Annotated in this window: 17 protein-coding genes; 11 read left to right on the forward strand and 6 right to left on the reverse strand. The window is 55.1% G+C overall.

The window, feature by feature from the left end; translation table 11 throughout:
- Positions 1 to 5 precede the first annotated feature (5 nt).
- Complete coding sequence (locus tag AAGQ96_RS15240; protein WP_147199076.1) at positions 6 to 788, reverse strand: IclR family transcriptional regulator; 783 nt, start codon at positions 786 to 788, stop codon at positions 6 to 8.
- A 165-nt stretch (positions 789 to 953) separates the two neighbouring features.
- Here AAGQ96_RS15240 and AAGQ96_RS15245 point away from each other — a divergent pair, with 165 nt between their 5' ends.
- Both AAGQ96_RS15245 and AAGQ96_RS15250 read left to right on the forward strand, forming a co-directional pair.
- On the forward strand, positions 954 to 2,555 hold the full coding sequence (locus AAGQ96_RS15245) for an MFS transporter (RefSeq protein ID WP_147199077.1): 1,602 nt from the start codon (positions 954 to 956) through the stop codon (positions 2,553 to 2,555).
- A gap of 5 nt (positions 2,556 to 2,560) precedes the next feature.
- Complete coding sequence (locus tag AAGQ96_RS15250; protein WP_147199078.1) at positions 2,561 to 3,589, forward strand: HlyD family secretion protein; 1,029 nt, start codon at positions 2,561 to 2,563, stop codon at positions 3,587 to 3,589.
- A gap of 299 nt (positions 3,590 to 3,888) precedes the next feature.
- Here the strand turns inward: AAGQ96_RS15250 and alaC are convergent, their stop codons facing one another.
- Together alaC and AAGQ96_RS15260 are read right to left on the reverse strand one after the other, a co-directional pair.
- Positions 3,889 to 5,127 (reverse strand): alanine transaminase, encoded by a 1,239-nt coding sequence (gene alaC, locus AAGQ96_RS15255; protein WP_147199079.1) that lies wholly within the window; start codon positions 5,125 to 5,127, stop codon positions 3,889 to 3,891.
- Positions 5,128 to 5,245: 118 nt separating this feature from the next.
- Positions 5,246 to 5,773 carry a GNAT family N-acetyltransferase gene (locus AAGQ96_RS15260; protein WP_147199080.1) on the reverse strand — a complete coding sequence of 176 codons (528 nt, stop codon included), beginning with the start codon at positions 5,771 to 5,773 and terminating at the stop codon, positions 5,246 to 5,248.
- A gap of 336 nt (positions 5,774 to 6,109) precedes the next feature.
- Here AAGQ96_RS15260 and AAGQ96_RS15265 point away from each other — a divergent pair, with 336 nt between their 5' ends.
- Entirely contained in the window at positions 6,110 to 7,825 is a 1,716-nt protein-coding gene (locus tag AAGQ96_RS15265) for a sensor histidine kinase (protein WP_342755574.1), read from the forward strand.
- Positions 7,822 to 8,550 carry a LytTR family DNA-binding domain-containing protein gene (locus AAGQ96_RS15270; protein WP_147199081.1) on the forward strand — a complete coding sequence of 243 codons (729 nt, stop codon included), beginning with the start codon at positions 7,822 to 7,824 and terminating at the stop codon, positions 8,548 to 8,550. Before AAGQ96_RS15265 ends, AAGQ96_RS15270 begins: the two co-directional genes overlap by 4 nt.
- Before the next feature lie 41 nt (positions 8,551 to 8,591).
- On the opposite strand, the gene glk is transcribed toward AAGQ96_RS15270, so the two are convergent.
- Together glk and AAGQ96_RS15280 are read right to left on the reverse strand one after the other, a co-directional pair.
- A complete protein-coding gene (glk, locus tag AAGQ96_RS15275; protein ID WP_147199082.1) occupies positions 8,592 to 9,557 on the reverse strand; it encodes a glucokinase in 966 nt (321 codons plus the stop codon).
- Between the two features lie 174 nt (positions 9,558 to 9,731).
- A complete protein-coding gene (locus AAGQ96_RS15280) occupies positions 9,732 to 11,384 on the reverse strand; it encodes a thiamine pyrophosphate-binding protein (protein WP_342753973.1) in 1,653 nt (550 codons plus the stop codon).
- A 208-nt stretch (positions 11,385 to 11,592) separates the two neighbouring features.
- On the opposite strand from AAGQ96_RS15280, the gene AAGQ96_RS15285 reads away from it, so the two are divergent.
- Both AAGQ96_RS15285 and AAGQ96_RS15290 read left to right on the forward strand, forming a co-directional pair.
- On the forward strand, positions 11,593 to 12,582 hold the full coding sequence (locus tag AAGQ96_RS15285; protein WP_147199084.1) for an aldo/keto reductase: 990 nt from the start codon (positions 11,593 to 11,595) through the stop codon (positions 12,580 to 12,582).
- Positions 12,583 to 12,738: 156 nt separating this feature from the next.
- Entirely contained in the window at positions 12,739 to 13,089 is a 351-nt protein-coding gene (locus AAGQ96_RS15290; RefSeq protein WP_147199085.1) for a DUF2502 domain-containing protein, read from the forward strand.
- Positions 13,090 to 13,152: 63 nt separating this feature from the next.
- On the opposite strand, the gene AAGQ96_RS15295 is transcribed toward AAGQ96_RS15290, so the two are convergent.
- Positions 13,153 to 14,391 (reverse strand): Nramp family divalent metal transporter, encoded by a 1,239-nt coding sequence (locus tag AAGQ96_RS15295; protein ID WP_147199086.1) that lies wholly within the window; start codon positions 14,389 to 14,391, stop codon positions 13,153 to 13,155.
- A 365-nt stretch (positions 14,392 to 14,756) separates the two neighbouring features.
- Here AAGQ96_RS15295 and AAGQ96_RS15300 point away from each other — a divergent pair, with 365 nt between their 5' ends.
- The 5 genes from AAGQ96_RS15300 to AAGQ96_RS15320 all read left to right on the forward strand — a co-directional run bounded on the left by AAGQ96_RS15300 (position 14,757) and on the right by AAGQ96_RS15320 (position 20,361).
- Positions 14,757 to 15,944 carry a NupC/NupG family nucleoside CNT transporter gene (locus AAGQ96_RS15300; protein ID WP_147199087.1) on the forward strand — a complete coding sequence of 396 codons (1,188 nt, stop codon included), beginning with the start codon at positions 14,757 to 14,759 and terminating at the stop codon, positions 15,942 to 15,944.
- A gap of 189 nt (positions 15,945 to 16,133) precedes the next feature.
- A complete protein-coding gene (locus AAGQ96_RS15305) occupies positions 16,134 to 17,216 on the forward strand; it encodes an LLM class flavin-dependent oxidoreductase (RefSeq protein ID WP_342753975.1) in 1,083 nt (360 codons plus the stop codon).
- Entirely contained in the window at positions 17,216 to 18,187 is a 972-nt protein-coding gene (locus AAGQ96_RS15310; RefSeq protein WP_147199089.1) for an ABC transporter substrate-binding protein, read from the forward strand. Before AAGQ96_RS15305 ends, AAGQ96_RS15310 begins: the two co-directional genes overlap by 1 nt.
- Positions 18,180 to 18,770 (forward strand): cysteine dioxygenase, encoded by a 591-nt coding sequence (locus AAGQ96_RS15315; protein WP_147199090.1) that lies wholly within the window; start codon positions 18,180 to 18,182, stop codon positions 18,768 to 18,770. Before AAGQ96_RS15310 ends, AAGQ96_RS15315 begins: the two co-directional genes overlap by 8 nt.
- Entirely contained in the window at positions 18,763 to 20,361 is a 1,599-nt protein-coding gene (locus AAGQ96_RS15320) for a rhodanese homology domain-containing protein (protein WP_342753976.1), read from the forward strand. Before AAGQ96_RS15315 ends, AAGQ96_RS15320 begins: the two co-directional genes overlap by 8 nt.
- Positions 20,362 to 20,427: the final 66 nt, after the last annotated feature.

Here is a 20,427-nt window from a genome sequence, read left to right on the forward strand (position 1 = left end):
CTCAGTTAATCACGTAAGGCCGCTTTGCCTATCTCATGCACCAGCGCCTCCTTGCATTTCAGGATCTCTTCACGATAGAGCGCCTCATGCTTTTGGAAACGGGTGGACGGGACCAGTAAGCTGATGGAAAAACGTCCCAGTATGGTATCTATCGCTACCGCCATGGTGGAGATGCCTTCCAGCGTTTCCCCCCGATCGTACGACAAACCGGTGCGACGAATCTCTTGTAATCGCTCCATCAGGTCAGGGAAGGCTTTGACGGTCAGATCGGTGATGGCCTGATAGGCATCGCCGACCAGCAATCTCGCTTCTTCATCGCTGTCCAGCGCCAGTAACGCTTTTCCGCCAGAGGTGCTGTAGAGCGGCAGATTTAAGCCGATGCGTGGTACAACGCGCAGTTCACGATCGGCTACAACATAATGCACTATAGCTAACTGCAAGCCGCTGGCACGCGCAAGCGAAACCGTTTCGCCCGTGGCATCACTCAGCGCCTGTAGCCAGGGCTGCGCAATCGCTACCACGTCGGTATGCACGGTCGCAATCAGGCGTAACAGTGCCGGCCCTAGCCGCACGCCGCCCGACCCGTGGCTGCGTACCAGCTGTACCGAGTCCAGCGCGCCGACAATGCGCTGCACGGTAGAACGCGGGAGATCGACCATCTGCGCGATCTCGCCCAGACTCATGCCGTTTGGCCTGTCGCCAAGGGCATTCAATATCCTGGCAGCACGAGAGATCACCTGGATGCCGCCTGTACGTTCTTCTTCACGCAGAGCTGAGGGTTCAGACATGAGATTTCCTTCCTTGTTGATGGCGATACTTTAGCACTTTTTTCCCCCTGCTGGCAGGCCGTACCGCATTGCAATACACCCAATCACCATGTAATATCCGCGCAGAATGTATCACAATGCAATACAGTGCATCACTTTAATTCTTTCCTTTGCGGAGCACCTGCTATGAATGCTCAACCCGCAGCGGCCCCAGCTCCTCATCCTTTTACCCTGCGCCTGGCGCTGGGTTTGGTTGGCGTGTTGATTGCTGCGCTAACTTCCGGCCTGAACGACCGTGTGACCGATCTGGCGCTGGCCGATGTGCGGGCCGCCATCGGTTTCGATTACGATCGGGCCAGTTGGATTACCTCGGCTTATCAGGCAGCGGAAGTGGCGGCGATGATGGTCGCCCCCTGGTTCGCCGTGACCTTTTCACTACGCCGTTTTGCTCTGGTGGTGGCGTTTGGCTTCGCGCTTACCGGCGCGCTTCAGCCTTTTGCCGCTACGCCGACGCTTTTCATTACGTTCCGCGTGATTCAGGGTCTGTTTGGCGGCGCGCTGCCGCCCTTATTGATGACTGTTGCGCTGCGCTTTTTGCCGCCGCCCTTTAAATTGTACGGACTGGCTGCCTATGCCCTTACCGCTACTTTTGGGCCGAATGTTGCTGCCTCGCTGGCCGCTTTCTGGACGGATGCCGTCGGCTGGCAGTTTGTTTTCTGGCAGGTTATTCCGCCTGTCCTGATAGCCAGCCTGCTGATTGGCTGGGGGCTACCGCAGGATCCGACCCGGTTTGAGCGGTTTAAACAGATTGACCTGTTTGGCATGCTCACGGGCTGTAGCGGGATCGCGCTGATGATCCTGGCGCTGAGCCAGGGCGAGCGGCTGGACTGGCTGAACTCTCCACTGATTGTGGCGATGCTGCTTTCCTCTACCGCTTTGCTGATCGTGTTCTTTATTAATGAATGGTTTCATCCGCTGCCGTTGTTCAAATTGCAGCTGCTGGAACGGCGAAATCTGACGCACGGCCTGCTGGTGCTGGCTGGCGTGCTGCTGGTGGCGCTTTCCGGTTCCGCCCTGCCCTCCGCCTATTTCGGGCAGGTGGAAGGCTTTCGTACCGTGCAGTTTGCCCCGCTGGCGCTGACTATCGGCCTGCCGCAGCTGTTAATTGCGCCGCTGATGGCCACGCTATTAAACCTGCGCTGGATCGACTGCCGCTGGATGTTGACGTGTGGCGCTATCCTGCTCAGCATTTCCTGTCTGCTGGGCATGCAGCTTACCGATGACTGGGCGCGACAGAATTTCTGGCTGATCCAGCTGTTACAGGCATTTGGTCAGCCGATGCTGATCCTGCCGGTACTGATGAGCGCCACCAGCGTGATCCTGCCGCCGGAAGGACCTTATGCCTCGGCGATGTTTAACACCGTACGCGGTTTTTCCAGCGTCGCCGCCGGCAGCCTGGTGGAAAATTTCCTGACGCATCGGGAAAAGTTTCATTCGCATACCCTGGTCGATCAGCTGGGTAATCGCCCCTGGCTGATGACCGCCGACAGCAGCGCCAGCGCCAGCACGCTTCACCCTTTACTGCCTGATGGCTCGGTCAGTTCAACAGAAAACCTGAGTCATTTCAGCACGCTGGTAAAACATCAGGCGGTAATCCTTAGCATCAGCGACGCTTACCTGATGCTGATTGGTTTTGCCCTGCTGCTGGTCGTGCTGACCGCCTGGCTACCGAAACGCGTCTGGCCGCCGCAAACTTTACTTCAACCCGTTTCAAAAGCGACGAGATAATAACGATGAGCTTTACACCTGCCAAAAGAACATTCACCCTGGCCGTTCTGCTGCTGATCCTGCTGGGGATTGCCTTTTTCATCTGGTCGGCCATGAGCCGTCACCAGGCGCGCACTGATGATGCCGTCATCACCGCTGATTACACCGCAGTGGCACCAAAAGTGTCCGGTTATATTCGTACGGTAAACGTTGGCGATAACCAGATCGTTAAAGCGGGCGCCACGTTGGCGACGATCGATGACCGCGACTATCGGGTTGCGCTGGAAACGGCCGAAGCTAATTTACAGGTGAGTCAGTCCAAACTCACCAGCGTTCAGGCGCAGCTGGAACAGCAGCAGGCGACCATTGCACAGAACGATGCTGCCGTCAGCGCCAGCCAGGCTACGTTAAATTATGCCGGTCAGAATGCTGAACGCTATCGCCGCCTGCTGAAAAGCGGTACCGCCACGGCCGATGAGCAGCAGAAAACCAGCGCGTCAATGCAGGAAGCCGCCGCCCAGCTGCGCCAGAGCCAGGCAGCCGCGCTTGCTGCGCGTAAAGAAGTTGGCGTCCTGGAGGCCAGCATTCGTCAGGCTCAGGCCGATATTGCCGCATCTAAAGCCAGCGTCGATCAGGCTCGTCTGAATCTCTCTTATACCGTGATTACTGCTCCAATCGATGGCTCAGTAGGCCAACGTTCTGCCCGTCAGGGTGCCTGGGTTTCCGCCGGTACCCGGCTGATGGCCGTGGTGCCGTTACAGCAAACTTATGTCGTTGCTAACTTTCTCGAAACGCAGCTTGGCGATGTACGTCCAGGCCAGCCTGTCTCCATTGAAGTCGACGCGCTACCGGGCGTCACGCTGCGCGGGCATGTGGACAGTATTGCACCTGCTACCGGCTCTACCTTTGCCGCTATCACGGCTGATAACGCCACGGGAAACTTTACCAAAGTGGCTCAGCGCCTGCCGGTGAAGATTTTGCTGGAACCGGGTCAGGCAGATCTGCCTCGCCTGCGCGTGGGAATGTCGGCGATACCGACCATCGAAAAACGCTAAATCAGGCACTATTCTTAGTGCCGCAGCCTTTATTTTGCCGGTGAGAGCGGGTAAATTAGCGAACGATCCTGCTATGAGCTGACTCATGGCAACCTCAACCGGGGAATCTTCCGGTGTTTGTTCTGTTTGCGTTGCGCAGGCCCGGGATCGCCTCAGGTAACCGCTCAGAGGAGTCGTTTGGTGAAATATGCGTTGATGGGAATCTCATTTCTTCTGCTGGCCTGGCTGGGCACGTTTTATCTGATGCTGTAATTCAGGCTGGCGTGAGAGGGCAGGCAACGAGCCTGCCCTTCTGCTGTTTACTCCGCGCTCTCTTCGCTGATTTTTACCGTCCCCGGTAAGATGCCGTCCGCCCGGAACATCGCCTTAATGCCCCGGATCGCCTGACGAATACGGTCGCTGTTTTCAATTAGCGCAAAACGAACATGGGTATCACCATAGTCACCAAAACCGATGCCTGGCGAAACACAAACCTTCGCTTCCTGCAGCAGATGTTTGGCAAACTCCAGCGAGCCCATATGCGCGTAATGGTCCGGGATTTTGGCCCAGACATACATAGACGCTTTCGGGATCTCCACCATCCAGCCCGCCTCATGCAGCCCTTTCACCAACACATCGCGTCGGCGCTTATACTGCTCTGCAATATCGCGTACGCACTGCTGATCGCCTTCCAGCGCGGCAATCGCGGCCACCTGTAAAGGCGTGAAGGTGCCATAGTCATGATAGCTTTTGATGCGCGCCAGCGCGGCCACCAGCTCTTTGTTGCCGACCATAAAGCCAATGCGCCAGCCAGCCATATTATAGCTTTTCGACAGCGTGAAGAATTCTACCGCCACGTCGCGCGCACCGGGCACTTCCATGATCGACGGCGCTTTCCAGCCGTCGTAGACGATATCGGCATAGGCCAGATCGTGGATAACCAACACGTTATACTGCTTCGCCAGCGCGATAACCCGTTCGAAGAAATCCAGCTCCACGCACTGCGCGGTGGGATTCGAAGGGAAACCCAGGATCATCATTTTCGGCTTGGGATAGCTTTCGCGGATGGCGCGTTCGAGTTCATTGAAGAAATCGACGCCCGCAACCAGCGGGACTGACCGTACCTGAGCGCCCGCAATAACGGCACCATAAATATGGATCGGGTAGCTTGGGTTAGGCACCAGCACGGTGTCGCCATGATCCAGCGTGGCCAGCATCAGGTGCGCCAGCCCTTCTTTCGAACCGATGGTGACAATCGCTTCCGACTCGGGATCGATATCGACCTGATAGCGGTCGGCATACCAGCGTGAAATCGCCCGGCGCAGGCGTGGGATCCCGCGTGAAGTGGAATAGCCATGCGTATCTTCGCGCTGGGCAACCGCACACAGCTTTTCAACAATATGCGGCGGCGTGGGGCCATCCGGGTTGCCCATACTGAAATCAATAATATCTTCACCACGACGGCGTGCGGCCATCTTTAGTTCGCTGGTGATATTGAACACGTAAGGGGGAAGACGTTCGATACGGGAAAAACGACGTGCGGAGCTGTTGTCAGCCATAGGATCCTCTGATTTACGTTAGCGCCCGGACCGTCCGAGCGACGCTGACCAGAATCTGGTCGAGGAATGAACATATCGCACTGTTTGCCAGGCTGTCGAGAGGCAGAAGAAAATTTCTTTAAAAGTCAGATTTCAGGCAGCCAAACACCCAATCGTTCACCCATTGCCCGCGCAGCAGATAATTATCCCTTAGCGTACCTTCAAGCTGGAAACCATTTTTCTCCAGCACGCGCCGCGACGGCCAGTTGCCTTCCACCACCTGCGCCTTGAGCTTATGGAATTCACAGTGAGTGAACAGATAGTTGCGTATGGCTCCCAGCGCTTCGCTACCGTAGCCCTGCCCGGTAAAGCGATGCAGCAATGAATAACCGACTTCCGCCTGACGATACGGCGCCCATTCAGCGTTCGCGCCGATCAGGCCAATCGCTTCTCCACTGCTTTTCAGACGAATGGTCAGGCACAGCATATGCAAACTGGTTACCTGCCAGGGTGCCAGCCGATCGTTGAAGCGCTGGCGAATATCAGCCAGCTGCGGCACCGCGCTGATAAATTTCATGCTAACCGGGTCAGTATGCACCTGGTGAAACAGCGTCCAGTCGGCGGGCTGTAACCGATCCAGCAGCAGGTGCCGGGTATTTAGCTGCATAATTTGCTCCTAAAAGGGGATATATTTATTTTCTTATGGGGCAGAATTTCCTTGTTTTACGGCGATATTGCCCGGGAAAGGCGCGAGATATCTTCCAATACCTATCCCCTTTTTCCAACCAGGATTTCCGCAAATATCTTTTTTTGCGATGTTTGACAATATTTCGGCACCCGAAGCAATTCAAGCCTGCGAGGGCAAAAGAATGGCTGAGTCAATATTGATCCAAACAGGCATTATCTCATTTGGCCTCTCGCTTACCTGGCACATCGCCTGCGCTTTCCTTATCATGGAGCTCTCTTTTCCCGAGCCGGAGGGCTTGTGCACTCAACGTTTGAAATGCTGTTGGCGGTGCTGGATCGTGCCGCCCTGATGCTGATTTGTCTGTTCTTCATGACGCGCACCCGTCATTTTCGCCAGCTGCTGCAAAAAGACGAGCATTCACGTCAGGAGCTGATGGCGGTTACGGCTATCTTTTCGCTGTTCGCGCTTTTTAGCACCTGGAGCGGAATCAACGTTGATGGCTCGCTGGTTAATGTGCGCACCATTGCCATTATGTCTGGCGGCATCCTGTTTGGGCCCTGGGTGGGTATTATTACCGGCGTGATTGCTGGCCTGCACCGCTTCCTGATTGATATTCACGGCGTCACCTCCGTTCCCTGTCTGATTACCAGCATCATTGCTGGCTTTGCTGCCGGCTGGATCAATCTTAAAGTCGTTAAAGAGAAGCGCTGGAGCATGGGTATCGCTGGCGGCATGCTGTGCGAGTCACTGACCATGATCCTGATCCTGCTGTGGGCCGAACCGCGTGAGCTGGGGCTGAATATCGTGTCGGAGATCGCCCTGCCGATGATTTTAGGCGCGGTAAGCATCGGACTGATTGTGCTGCTGATCCAGAGCGTGGAAGGCGAAAAAGAAGCCATTGCCGCCCGTCAGGCCAAGCTGGCGCTGGATATTGCTAATAAAACCCTGCCGCTGTTTCGTCACGTTAACAGCAGCTCATTGCGAAAAGTCTGCGATATTATTCGCAGCGATATCAATTCTGATGCAGTGGCTATCACCAATAAGTATCAGGTTCTCGCTTATGTCGGTGTAGGCGAAGAGAACTACCGTGAAGGCGATGAAGCGATCAGCCCGACGACTGCCCGATCGCTCGCTAATGGTGAAATCATCATCAGGAATAACGATGAGGCGCACCGTACGCCGGAAATCCACTCCATGATTGTCATCCCGCTGTGGGAAAAAGGCAAAGTGACCGGCACGCTGAAAATTTATTATCGCCATGCTCACCGCATCACCTGGTCACTGCGAGAAATGGCCGTTGGCCTGTCGCAGATTATCTCGACCCAGCTGGAAGTTTCACGGGCAGAACAGCTGCGTGAAATGGCCAATAAAGCGGAACTGCGCGCGCTGCAAAGTAAAATCAACCCACATTTCCTGTTTAACGCTCTGAACGCCATCTCTTCGTCTATCCGTATCAATCCCGATACCGCCAGGCAGCTCATCACCAATCTGGCGCGTTATCTGCGCTATAACCTGGAACTGAACGACGACGAAGTCATTGATATTAAAAAAGAGCTGTATCAAATCAAAGATTACATCGCTATTGAGCAGGCGCGTTTTGGCAGTAAGCTGACGGTGATTTATGAAATTGACGAAGACGTAAGCTGTTCACTGCCGAGTCTGTTAATTCAGCCGCTGGTGGAAAATGCCATTGTGCACGGTATCCATCCCTGTCGTGGCAAAGGTGTGGTAACAATTAGCGTGAAGGAGCTGGACGACCGGGTCCGTATCGCCGTACGCGATACCGGCAACGGCATCAGCCAGGAAGTCATTGCCCGGGTTGAAAGCAATGAGATGCCCGGTAATAAAATTGGCCTGCTGAATGTGCATCATCGCGTGAAGCTTTTATACGGTGAAGGATTGCATATTCAACGGCTCAATCCGGGCACGGAAATTGCCTTCACCATTACCAGGAACGGGGCCGTTTTGCCCGAACGGGCGTCGCTCACCTTGTTTGCTGACGAAACCGCAACAACCGGAAAAACACCGTGAAAGCGATCATAGTTGAAGATGAATTTCTGGCTCAGCAGGAGCTGAGCTGGCTTGTCAGGCAGCACAGCCAGCTGACGATTGAAGCGACATTTGATGACGGCCTGGACGTGCTGAAGTATCTGCAAAACCATCAGGTTGACGTTATTTTTCTGGATATTAATATTCCGTCGCTGGATGGCGTATTGCTGGCGCAAAATATCAGTAAGTTCGCCCACAAGCCGCTGATCGTCTTTATCACCGCTTATAAAGAGCACGCGGTAGACGCCTTCGAACTTGAAGCCTTTGACTATATTCTCAAGCCGTACCACGAGATGCGTATTATTACTATGCTGCGCAAACTGGAGAATACGCTACAGCCGCCGCCTGCCGGAAATGCTGAGGCCGTTCGCAGTCCGGTACAGACCATTAATCTGGTGAAAGACGAGCGCATTATCGTCACCAATATCAACGATATCTATTATGCCGAAGCCCATGAAAAGATGACGTTTGTTTATACGCGGCGCGAAGAATACGTGATGTCGATGAACATTACCGAGTTTTGCCATCGCCTGCCGGAAGAGGCGTTTTTCCGCTGCCATCGTTCTTACTGTGTGAATCTGAGTAAAATTCGCGAAATCGAACCCTGGTTCAACAATACCTATATGCTGAAGCTGCGCGATCTGGATTTTCAGGTGCCGGTAAGTCGCAGCAAGGTGAAAGAGTTTCGCCAGCTGATGCGCTTATAATGATAAAGAGCCGGAAAGATATCCGGCTCTTTAGAGAAGTATTACAGGATCGTACCCAGCGTCTGGCGCAGATGCGCACCCGCGCCCAGCAGGCCTGGCTTATCATGCGTGATCAGATAAACCGGGATGTTCTGCACGTAATCCTTAAAGCGCCCTTTATCTTCAAACGCCGCACGGAAGCCGGAGGATTTGAAGAATTCCAGGAAGCGCGGCACGATACCGCCAGCGATATAAACGCCGCCGAACGTACCGAGACTCAGCGCCAGATTGCCGCCAAAACGTCCCATGATCACGCAAAACATTGCCAGCGCACGACGGCAGTCGGTACAGCTGTCGTCTAACGCACGCTGAGAAACATCCTTCGGCTTGAGATTTTCCGGTACGCGGTTATCGGCTTTAACAATCGCCCGATAAAGGTTAACCAGACCCGCACCTGACAGTACGCGCTCAGCGGAAACATGGCCCAGTTCAGCTCGCAGCACTTCAAGGATCAGATCCTCTTCTTCGCTGTTAGCGGCGAAATCGACATGGCCGCCTTCACCCGGCAAACTCACCCAGCGCTTATCAACATGCACCAGATGCGCGACGCCCAGTCCGGTTCCCGCACCGTAAACGGCAACAGGCTTATCTTTTACCGGCGCGGTGCCGCCAAACTGCATAACGTCCTGCTCGGTCAACATCGGGATAGCCATTGAAACGGCAGTAAAGTCGTTAATGATCTCCAGATGTTCAAAACCCAGGTTAGCTTTCATTTGGCTGGTGGAGAAAGCCCAGTCATGATTGGTCATATCAACCCAGTCATCGGTGATCGGACAGGCAATCGCGATGCAGCCGTCGGTCACATCCTGTTTTTGCTCGTCGAGATAAAAACGGATGACCGCTTCCAGGCTATCGTAGTCTGCTGTGGAGAACGTTTTGGCTTGTGAAATGGCGCCGTTCTCAACATCACACAGCGCCAGGCGAGCGTTGGTGCCGCCGACATCACCTACCAAAGCATACTTAGTCATTATTGTTTTGCTCCGCTTACGTCATTTGTACACACTATAAATTTCCCCCACTCAAACAACAACGCCCACCAACCGAAAGATGAGCGCAAAATCAAGCTGCGACCGCCTACCATACCTGCACTGGCGGCCTTTTCCCACGGGCATCAATCTGAATTCTGCCGCTGGTGCAGAATTTCAGGCGGAATTACGTTGATTCAGTGCTCTGGTAACGGCTTCAAGCAACGGTGGTACGTCCAGCGGCGGCAATATTACCTCGACCAGTGACAAACGCGAGCTTTGTGCGATCACCTTCAGTACCTCCGTTAATTGTACTGTTTGCGTCACTCGCCAGCTCTGGGCCATGCACGTTTTGCTCATCGCCTGAGGCAGCTGCGTCCAGTTCCAGGCCGCGATATCATTGTAGCGTTGATGTTCACCATGAATAGCCCGTTCGACCGTGTAACCGTCGTTATTCAGCACAAATATGATTGGCTTCAGATTGTCACGCAGCATAGAACCCATTTCCTGCGCGGTTAACTGTGCAGAACCATCTCCCACCAGCAGTACGACGCGCCGTTCAGGGCAGGCAATTTGCGCACCATAAGCTGCTGGCAGCGTATAGCCAATTGAGCCCCACAGCGGCTGGCTGATAAAGGTAACATCTTGCGGTAAACGCAGAGCGGCAGCGCCAAACGCGGCGGTCCCCTGATCGGCCAGCACGATATCGCCGGGCCGTAAAAAATCCTGCATTGCCTGCCAGAAGGTATTTTGCGTGAGGGAATCGGAGGGTTCATCAACCAGCGCAGGCGGCGCAATTTTACGTTCTGGCCAGCCTCCTGCGTGCTGCTTTAACAGCTTATGCAGAATAGCGATTGCTTCGCTCATCGGTACCTGCGGGAAATGCGCGTCTCCTACGCGCGCGCTGTTAAGGCCAATCGCGATAGTGTTCGCGGGATCGATTTGGTGGGTAAAACCGGCAGTAATAGTGTCAGTGTAAATAACGCCAACGGTAATAATGACCTCGTTTTCTTCAATGATTTTCTGGGTGTTGCCCGCGCTGGCTTTACCGGAATAGGTTCCGGCGAAGCCAGCCTGCTGTTCCGGCAGCACGCTTTTTCCCATCAGCAGCGTGGCAAACGGCAGTGGGATATCCGTCACCAGCCGGGCCAGCGCCGCTTTTTGTCCGGCGCGATCCGCCAGAAAATCAGCCAGCAGCGCTACGCTATTGGCCGCAGACAGCCTCTTCTCAGCCGCTGCGGCGAAGGCATCCAGTTTGCTTTTGTCGACGTCATGGCTCAGCGGCAACGGTTGTGCTGGCGGCTGGATGCGGGCCTCCGCCACGTCGGTGGCTAAAAAGAGATAAACGGGCCGGTGCTCGCGCAGCGCCACCACGATCAGCCGATCGATTTCTGCCGCCGCGTTTTCAGGCGTCAGCTCCGCCTGAGCCACGGTCACTTCTTTATACATACGCTGAAAGTGGCTGAAATCGCCATCGCCCAGCGTATGGTGCAGTAAAAGCCGGCCTTGCTGTGAAGTTGTCGAGGGGGCACCCACGATATGTATAACGGGCACATACTCCGCATAGCTGCCTGCCACGCCGTTTAACGCGCTAAGTTCACCTACGCCAAACGTTGTCAGTAGCGCAGCCGCGCCGTGACAGCGTGCATAACCATCCGCAGCGTAAGCCGCGTTCAGCTCGTTGGCACAGCCTACCCAGCCAATGTCCGGGCTGTTAATAACGTGATCGAGAAATTGCAGATTATAGTCACCGGGTACACCAAAAAGATGGCCAATGCCCGCCTGATGCAGCCGGATTAACAGGTAGTCTCCAACGGTCAGATTTTGCATGATTTTCCCCTTATTAAAATAAGCGCTGTAATCAGTATCGCCGATTATTTCGCCTCTATTTACAGCCGGTCTTCCCTCAATCTGGCAAGCGAACGTTACGCCTGAGACTTTTCCGTAAGTTGCGATCTGTGGCGCGAATCCATTTGGTGTAACCGTATACACTGCTACGCTCATTTTTACCCCGGTCTTTCAGCACAGGAACTTTTTTATGGTTTATCAGCCCGATGCACAGCGCTACCAGACAATGTCCTACCACCGTTGTGGAAACAGCGGCCTTAAGCTGCCCGCCATTTCGCTGGGGTTATGGCATAATTTTGGCGACAGCACCCGCGTCGATAACAGTCGCGAACTGCTGCGCCACGCTTTTGATAACGGTATCACCCACTTTGATTTAGCCAATAACTATGGTCCGCCACCGGGCTCAGCCGAGCAGAATTTTGGCCGGATTTTGCGTGAAGATTTTCACTCGCTGCGTGATGAACTCATTATCTCTTCGAAAGCCGGTTACACCATGTGGGACGGGCCGTACGGCGATTGGGGCTCGCGTAAATATTTGATAGCCAGCCTGAACCAAAGCCTGAAGCGCATGGGCCTGGACTATGTTGATATCTTCTATCATCACCGCCCGGACCCGGAGACGCCGCTGGAAGAAACCATGACCGCGCTCGACCATCTGGTACGCCAGGGAAAAGCGCTCTATATCGCGCTGTCAAACTATCCGGCAGCGCTGGCTGAAAAAGCCATTGGTATCCTTAATCAGCTCGGCACGCCTTGCCTGATTCATCAGCCAAAATATTCTATGTTTGAACGCGCGCCGGAAAACGGCTTGCTGGATGTGCTGACTGAACAGGGCGTCGGCTGTATCGCCTTTTCACCGCTGGCGGGCGGTATGCTGACTGACCGTTATCTGCACGGGATCCCGGATGATTCGCGCGCCGCCAGCGGCAGCAAATTCCTCAGCGGGGATCAGCTAACGCCGGAGAAAATGGCGAAAGTGCGCCAGCTCAACGAACTGGCTAACGCGCGCGGGCAGAAATTATCGCAAATGGCGCTGGCCTGGGTGTTGCGCGGCAACCGCGTCACGTCGGTGCTGATTGGGGCCAGTAAAACCAGTCAGATTGACGATGCTATCGGCATGCTTGCCGCGCGCGACTTCAGCCAGGCCGAGCTGGAACGCATTGAGGCCATCCTCGCCTGAGCCCTTTCCCGCCGCGCCCTGCGGCGGGATTTTTACAGATAACTCCCAATCTCATTATCTGCGCTGCTTTTCAGAACTTCCCAGGCGAAACGTTCGCAATCTCTTTATAATACTGGTACCCCAGCGGAGCAGGTGTGCCGTTGATAAGGAGATATAATGAAACGTTTGATGCTTATTGCCACGTTACTGGCAAGTTTGTCCCCGTTGGCAATGCACACAGCGCACGCCGACAGCGCCCGAATTTTTTTAGCACCGGGCGTCTCGCTGCAATTAGGCGATCGCGATCCGCGTGGTCGTTACTGGGACGGTGGTCGCTGGCGCGATGGCCGTTACTGGCATAATAACTATCGCTATGGTGAAGGGCGCTGGTGGCGGCACGAACAGTGGCGTCGTCATGAAGAGATGCGTCGTCGCCACGAGTGGCAGCGTGAACAGCGATGGCATGACCGTGAACGCCACCGTGAATGGCGCCATCACGAACGCGAGCGTCATCACGATCGCTGGTAATGATTATGACACGGCCTGTTCATGGGCCGTGTCATGCTTTCCCGGCATGGAGTATGCCGTCGGTTAAAACCCTCTTGCCATGGCCACCAGCAGATAGAAATTCAATGCAATAACAATCACCACTATCACCTTACCGACCGCCTGCATCAGGCGGGAGTTAACCATATCGCCCATCAGCTCGCGATTGCCGGTAAAAGCCAGCAAAGGGATCAGCGCCAGCGCGATGCCGAAGCTTAGCAGCACCTGGCTCATGACCAGGATGCGGGTGGGTTCCCAGCCAGCCATAATGACGATAAACGAGGGAAGCATGGTTACCACGCGGCGTACCAGTAGCGGAATGCGCACGTGAATAAAGCCCTGCATCACCACCTGCCCGGCCATGGTGCCCACCACCGTGGAAGAGAGACCCGCGGCCAGCAAGCTTAAACCAAACACCAGCGCGGCCGCGCGTCCCAGCAACGGATCCAGCGTCAGATAAGCCTGATCGAGTTCAGCAATGCCCGTATGCCCGCTAAAGTGGAACGCGGCGGCGGCAGTCGCCATCATCGCCAGGTTGACGAATCCGGCAATAGTCATGGCAATAGCCACGTCCAGTTTGGTCGAAGAGTAGCGTTCAGAGCGCGTGTTGCCGTTGGGATTTTGCGTCAGTGAGGAATGTAAATAGATGACGTGCGGCATGATCGTTGCGCCCAGCACCCCGGCGGCCAGCAGCACGGCATCTGCGGTTGGCAGCTGCGGGACGGCAACGCCCTGAAGTAAATCGACAATTTTCGGCTGCGAAAAGAACAGCTCAATGACATACGCCGCCGCGACAAACAGCAGCAGGCCGCCAATCACCAGCTCGAGCGGTTTCTGCCCGCGACTTTGCAGCATCAGAATCAGGAAGGTCACTACGCCAGTTAGCACAGCGCCCTGTAACAGACTGACGCCAAAAATCAGCTTAAAACCGATGGCTGCACCAATAAACTCCGCCAGGTCGGTCGCCATGGCGATAATTTCCGCCTGTATCCAGTAAAACCAGACGGCAGGACGCGGAAAACGATCGCGAATATGTTCAGCCAGGTTTTTGCCTGTCGCGATCCCCAGCTTGGCGGACATCAGCTGAATGACCATCGCCATGATGTTGGCCCAAACCACTACCCACAACAGTTTATAGCCGTAGGATGCGCCCGCCTGAATGTTGGTCGCGAAGTTGCCTGGATCGATATAGCCGATCGCCGCAATGAAGGCTGGCCCCATTAGCGCAAATTTAATTTTACGGGAACTGCGAATGGTTCGTTCCGCAGCGCGGCCTTCGAACATAAACATACTCCTGCTGATACACCTGAAGTTATTATTGTCTTTTAAATGATAATGATTATCAAGTGCATTTAGATAGGTTATTTTTATCGCTGTGATAGCCTGCGCTATAAAATATAGCATTGGCTATACTTTTAGACAAAGTATGTCATTCCCAGTCGATACGCAACAAGTTAAATCTAGGTTAAAAGGAATAACCACACAAGTTATTTGGTGTTTTTTTGAACATCAGCCCGCGCGTTCGGGAAAGGAAAATATCAATTTTGTGCGATAGGTAATTATTATAGTGAGGCTTTAGTCTCGTTTTTCTGCAACTTGTTACATAGAATATGCAGCGAAATATAACAGCCTTCAAATTTGGAGCAATCATGTCCCGCATTCTGCATTTTGCTTTGGCGATGGTGGTCGTGACGCTGCTGGCCCTGCTGGTGAGTAGCGATCGAAAAAACATCCGCGTACGTTTTATCATACAGCTTCTGGTGATCGAGGTTCTGCTCGCCTGGTTCTTCCTGAACTCAACGATCGGTCTGGGCTTCGTCCAGGGCTTCGCTGGCTTCTTCGATAAGCTGCTGGGCTATGCTGCTCAGGGAACTAACTTTGTATTCGGTAATATGAGCGATAAAGGCCTGGCGTTCTTCTGGCTTAACGTGCTCTGCCCTATCGTTTTTATCTCTGCGCTCATCGGTATTTTGCAACACTTCCGGATCCTGCCGGTGGTGATCCGGGCTATCGGCACCGTGCTGTCTAAAGTTAACGGCATGGGCAAACTGGAATCCTTCAACGCGGTAAGTTCGCTGATTTTGGGACAGTCAGAAAACTTTATCGCCTATAAAGATATCCTGGGCAAAATGTCGCAGCGTCGCATGTACACCATGGCGGCAACGGCGATGTCAACGGTCTCCATGTCCATCGTTGGCGCCTATATGACCATGCTCGAGCCGAAGTACGTGGTGGCGGCCCTGATCCTCAATATGTTCAGCACCTTTATCGTGCTTTCGCTGATCAATCCTTACCGCGTGGAAAGCGAAGAGGACCTGAAGCTCAACGATTTGCATAAAGGACAGAGCTTCTTTGAAATGCTGGGCGAATATATTCTTGCCGGTTTCAAAGTTGCGGTGATTGTAGCCGCGATGCTGATTGGCTTTATCGCGCTCATTTCCGCGGTCAATGCCCTGTTCTCCACCGTTTTCGGCATCAGCTTCCAGGGCGTGCTGGGCTACGTGTTCTACCCGTTTGCCTGGGTGATGGGCGTGCCCGCACACGAAGCGCTACAGGTTGGCAGCATTATGGCGACCAAGCTGGTTTCCAACGAGTTTGTCGCCATGATGGACCTGCAAAAAATTGCCGGTACGCTGTCACCGCGCGGTGAAGGCATCCTCTCCGTGTTCCTCGTTTCCTTTGCCAACTTCTCCTCAATCGGGATTGTGGCGGGTGCGATTAAAGGCCTGCACGAAGAACAGGGCAACGTGGTTTCACGCTTTGGTCTGAAACTGCTGTATGGATCAACGCTGGTCAGCGTGCTGTCTGCATCGATTGCCGGTTTGGTATTGAGCTAACCGTCTTTGACCGTGTTCGTTGACAGAAAAAGCGGATCCAACAGGATCCGCTTTTTTTATGTCTGCTGCCGGTGAATAGCTGTTTTGCATCTAACGTCAGCAGATATATGAATTTCACAGCAGGCCCTTGCGATAATAGGGTTTTCTCTTCCGTGCCGGCTTACCGGCCTTCCCTTCGGAGAGTTAACCATGAGCATTCAGTTTCTCGGCATGATTGGCCACCGGCTGGCATCGGAAATCATTCCTGCCAGTGGCCCCGTTTTCGATAAGCAATATATCGCGGATTTTGCCCGCGCCCATGAAGAAGCCGGTTTTGACCGGATACTGGTTGGCTACTGGTCCGATCAACCTGACGGTTTTCTGGTCACGGCGCACGCGGCGACCCATACGTCGCGCATTAAATTTTTGCTGGCTCACCGCCCAGGCTTCGTCTCACCCACGCTGGCTGCCCGTAAACTGGCGACGCTTGACCAGCTTACCGATGGCCGCCTGGCGGTACATATTATCAGCGGCGGCAACGATGCCGAACAGCGCCGCGACGGTGACTATCTCAATAAAATTCAGCGCTATGAACGCACCGACGACTTCCTCAGCGTGTTGAGAAAAAGCCTCTCTTCTGAGCAGCCTTACGATCATCAGGGCGACCATTATCAGGTTGAACAGGCATTTTCCGCCGTGAAACCGGTGCAGGCTAACCTGCCCGTCTACTTTGGCGGTTCCTCACCGGAAGCGATTGAGGTTGCCGCTCGCCACGCCGACGTGTTTGCCTTATGGGGCGAGCCGCTGGCCGGTGCGGCCGAAACGGTGCGTACCGTGCGTGCCGCCGCCGCCCGACACGGCCGTAAAATCGGTTTCAATATCTCTTTCCGACCGATTATTGCCGCCACCGAAAAAGAAGCCTGGGAAAAAGCAGAATATATTCGTGAAACCGCCCGTCAGAAACTGCTGGCGTCGGGTCACGATTTTGGCCTGCCGAAGCCGCAAAGCGTCGGTGCGGAACGCCTGATGGCGGCGGCCAACGAAGGCGACAGGCTGGATAAGAACTTATGGACCGGCATCGCCAGGCTGGTTGGCGGCGGCTATAACTCAACGTCGCTGGTCGGCACGCCGGATCAGGTCTCCGATGCGCTGCTCGATTATTACGATTTAGGCATTGAAAGCGTACTCATCCGCGGCTTCGACCCGCTGAACGACGCGCTGGATTATGGTAAAGAACTGATCCCGCTGACGCGGGAAAAAGTTGCGGCTCGCCGTATTGCAAGGAGTGCCTGATGCGTTTGTTCGCCGCCGTGCTGTTAACAGCCATCGCCACCTCTGCGGTTGCGGCTGAAAAGGTCACGCTGCGCCTGGGTGACGTAAAAGGGGATCGCTTTATCTCCCTGCGTGAATCCGGCGAGCTGAATAACCTGCCTTATGACTTAAAGCTGACCTCCTTTGATTCCGGCGCGCCGGTGCAGGAAGCATTGAACGCAGGCGCGCTGGACGTTGGCTTTACCGGCGATCTGCCCTTCCTGTTTGTTTATGCCGCAGGCGCCCCGGTAAAAGCGGTAGGTGCCTGGAAAAATAACCCGGACAGCATTGCCTTACTGGCCCGCCCGGATAGCGGCATTCACAGCCTCAACGATCTGAAAGGCAAGCAAATTGCCGTCAATCGCGGCGGCTGGGGCCACTATCTGCTGCTGGGGTTGCTGGAGCGCGCCGGACTGAAACCCTCCGACGTGACGCTGCGCTTCCTCGGGCCGGTGGATGGCCGCGCCGCGCTGGCCAGCCATTCCGTTGACGCCTGGGCGACCTGGGAACCCTACGTTTCTTCCGCCGTGGTGGTCGATCAGGATGTCCTGGTGCCGCAAGGCGGCGGCAAAGGCATTCTTTCAGGTTACTCATACTCGCTGGCACGGGAAGAGTCGTTGAAAGATCCCGCTAAGCGTCAGGCAATTGCCGATCTGCAAGCCAGACTGGCAAAAGCTCAGGTCTGGGCCGCGCAGCATCCTGCTGAATTTTCTGCTGCGCTGGCGAAATCACTGGGCATGCCTGAAAAAATTACTCAGCGTTGGATTGCCAGCGCGCAAATCCGCCCGGTGGATTTCACGCCAGCGGTGGCGGAAACCCTGCAACAGTCAGCAGATTTCTTTTTCAAATATCACGTTCTGCCTAAAGCCGTAAATGTCCATCAGGCCTTTGATTACAGCCTGTCAGCACAGGCGAACAAGGTAGCCGACCGCCAGGAGACCTCTTATGAGTGAGCTAAACCACTACCGCCTGCGTGAATTTGTCGGCGGGCTGGCAGAGTTACTGGATCGCCAGCCTGCGGAAGCCGAAATTTTGCAGGTCGGCAGCCAGCTACTGAGCCAGTTAATCCGCGATGACGACTGGCTGGGAGAGGCGTTTACCCGGCCCAGCCCGGAACGTTATCAGCAGTATTTATTGCACGCCGACGCCCGCCAACGTTTTTCAGTCGTCAGTTTTGTCTGGGGGCCGGGCCAGTCGACGCCGGTACACGATCATCGCGTCTGGGGATTAATCGGCATGCTGCGCGGCGCTGAAGTCTCTCAAAATTTCCGTCGTGACGCGCAAGGCCTGCACGCGGAGGGAGAACCCGTACGCCTGAATCCTGGCGATGTGGAAGCGGTCTCCCCGGCCGTTGGCGATATTCATCGCGTCAGTAATGCGTTTGCCGATCGCACCTCAATCAGTATTCACGTTTATGGCGGTAATATCGGGGCAGTCAGGCGCGCGGTTTATAGCGAAGATGGCCGCGAAAAGCCTTTTATTTCCGGCTATAACAACGAATTTCTACCTAATATCTGGGATCTTTCACATGGCTGATACTTTTACTACCCGTCGTTATCAAGACATTCGTCAGGCGCTGTTACAGCGTCAGGAACTGGCGCTGCTGGATGTGCGAGAAGAGGCACAGTATGCCGAAGGCCATCCGCTGTTCGCCGTCAATGTCGCCCTGTCAAAGCTGGAAATTGAGGTGCTGAACCGCATTCCCCGTCTGACTACGCCCGTTACCGTTTACGATAACGGTGAAGGGCTGGCCAAAATCGCCGCTGAACGCCTGAGCGCGCTGGGCTATCAGGATGTCGCCTTGCTGGAAGGCGGCCTGCAAGGCTGGCTGGACGCGGGCGGCGAGCTGTTTATCGATGTCAACTCACCGAGCAAAGCCTTTGGCGAACTGGTCGAGAGCCGCAACCATACGCCTTCGCTGCCGGCTGAAGAGGTCAATGCCCTGCTGCAAAGCGACGAATCTGTGGTGGTGCTCGACAGCCGCCGCTTTGATGAATATCAGACGATGAGCATCCCTGGCGGCATCAGCGTTCCTGGTGCAGAGCTGGTGCTGCGGGTCAGAGATTTGGCCCCCTCGCCTGAAACCAAAGTCATTGTTAACTGTGCAGGCCGCACCCGCAGCATTATCGGCACTCAGTCGCTGGTCAATGCCGGGATCCGCAACCCGGTTTATGCGCTGAGAAACGGCACGATTGGCTGGACGCTGGCCGGGCTTGAACTGGAGCACGGGCAAAACCGACGCTATGGCGAAGTCAGCGAAACCGCACAGATTCAGGCTGCACGCAGCGCGCGTGACGTGGCCGATAAAGCGGGCGTAAAACGCATTACGCTGGCCGATCTTCACAGCTTGCAGCAGCAGGATCGGCGCACGGTCTATCTGTTCGACGTGCGTGACGGTGAAGAATATGCGGCGGGCCATCTGCCCGGCGCACGCCACGTTCCCGGCGGCCAGCTGGTGCAGGAAACCGATCACTATGCCAGCGTGCGTGGCGCAAAAGTGGTGCTGGTGGATGATAAAGGCGTGCGGGCGAATATGAGCGCTTCATGGCTGGCACAGATGGGATGGGACGTGGCGGTGCTGGACGGCGTCGGCCCCGAAGAGTTCACCGCCACAGGAAACTGGTCGCCAGCCGTTCCGCCTTTAGCTCCGCAGCCGGAAGTGGAACCGATCCAGCTGGCCGAATGGCTAAAAGAGGGCCGGACGCAGGTACTGGATTTCACCACCAGCGCCAACTATGTTGCGGCTCACATTCCAGGTGCGGCATGGCTCCAGCGCGCCCTGCTCTCTTTAAACGGAACGCTGCCGGCTGCCGAACGCTATGTTGTCACCTGCGGCAGCAGCATGCTGGCACGCTATGCCGTCGCGGATATTGAACGCCTGACCGGCAAGCCGGTTGTGGTGCTGAAAGGGGGTAATACCGCCTGGAAAGCGGCCGGGCTTCCGGTTGAACAGGGCGAAGCGTTACTGCTTCAGCCGCGCAGCGATCGCTATCGTCGTCCCTATGAGGGAACTGACAATTCAGCAGAAGCTATGCAGGCCTATCTGGACTGGGAATTTGGTTTGATTGCTCAGTTAGATCGCGATGGTACGCACGGCTTTAGCGTGGTGACACAAAAAGTCGCCTGATAAAATCGGCCAGCCGTTGCAACAACAGCGTGCTGGCCTTATTTCCTTCGCTTCCCTTCTGTCCCC

Source organism: Pantoea sp. MBD-2R, assembly GCF_039134845.1.
In the GTDB taxonomy this organism is placed as follows: domain Bacteria; phylum Pseudomonadota; class Gammaproteobacteria; order Enterobacterales; family Enterobacteriaceae; genus Erwinia.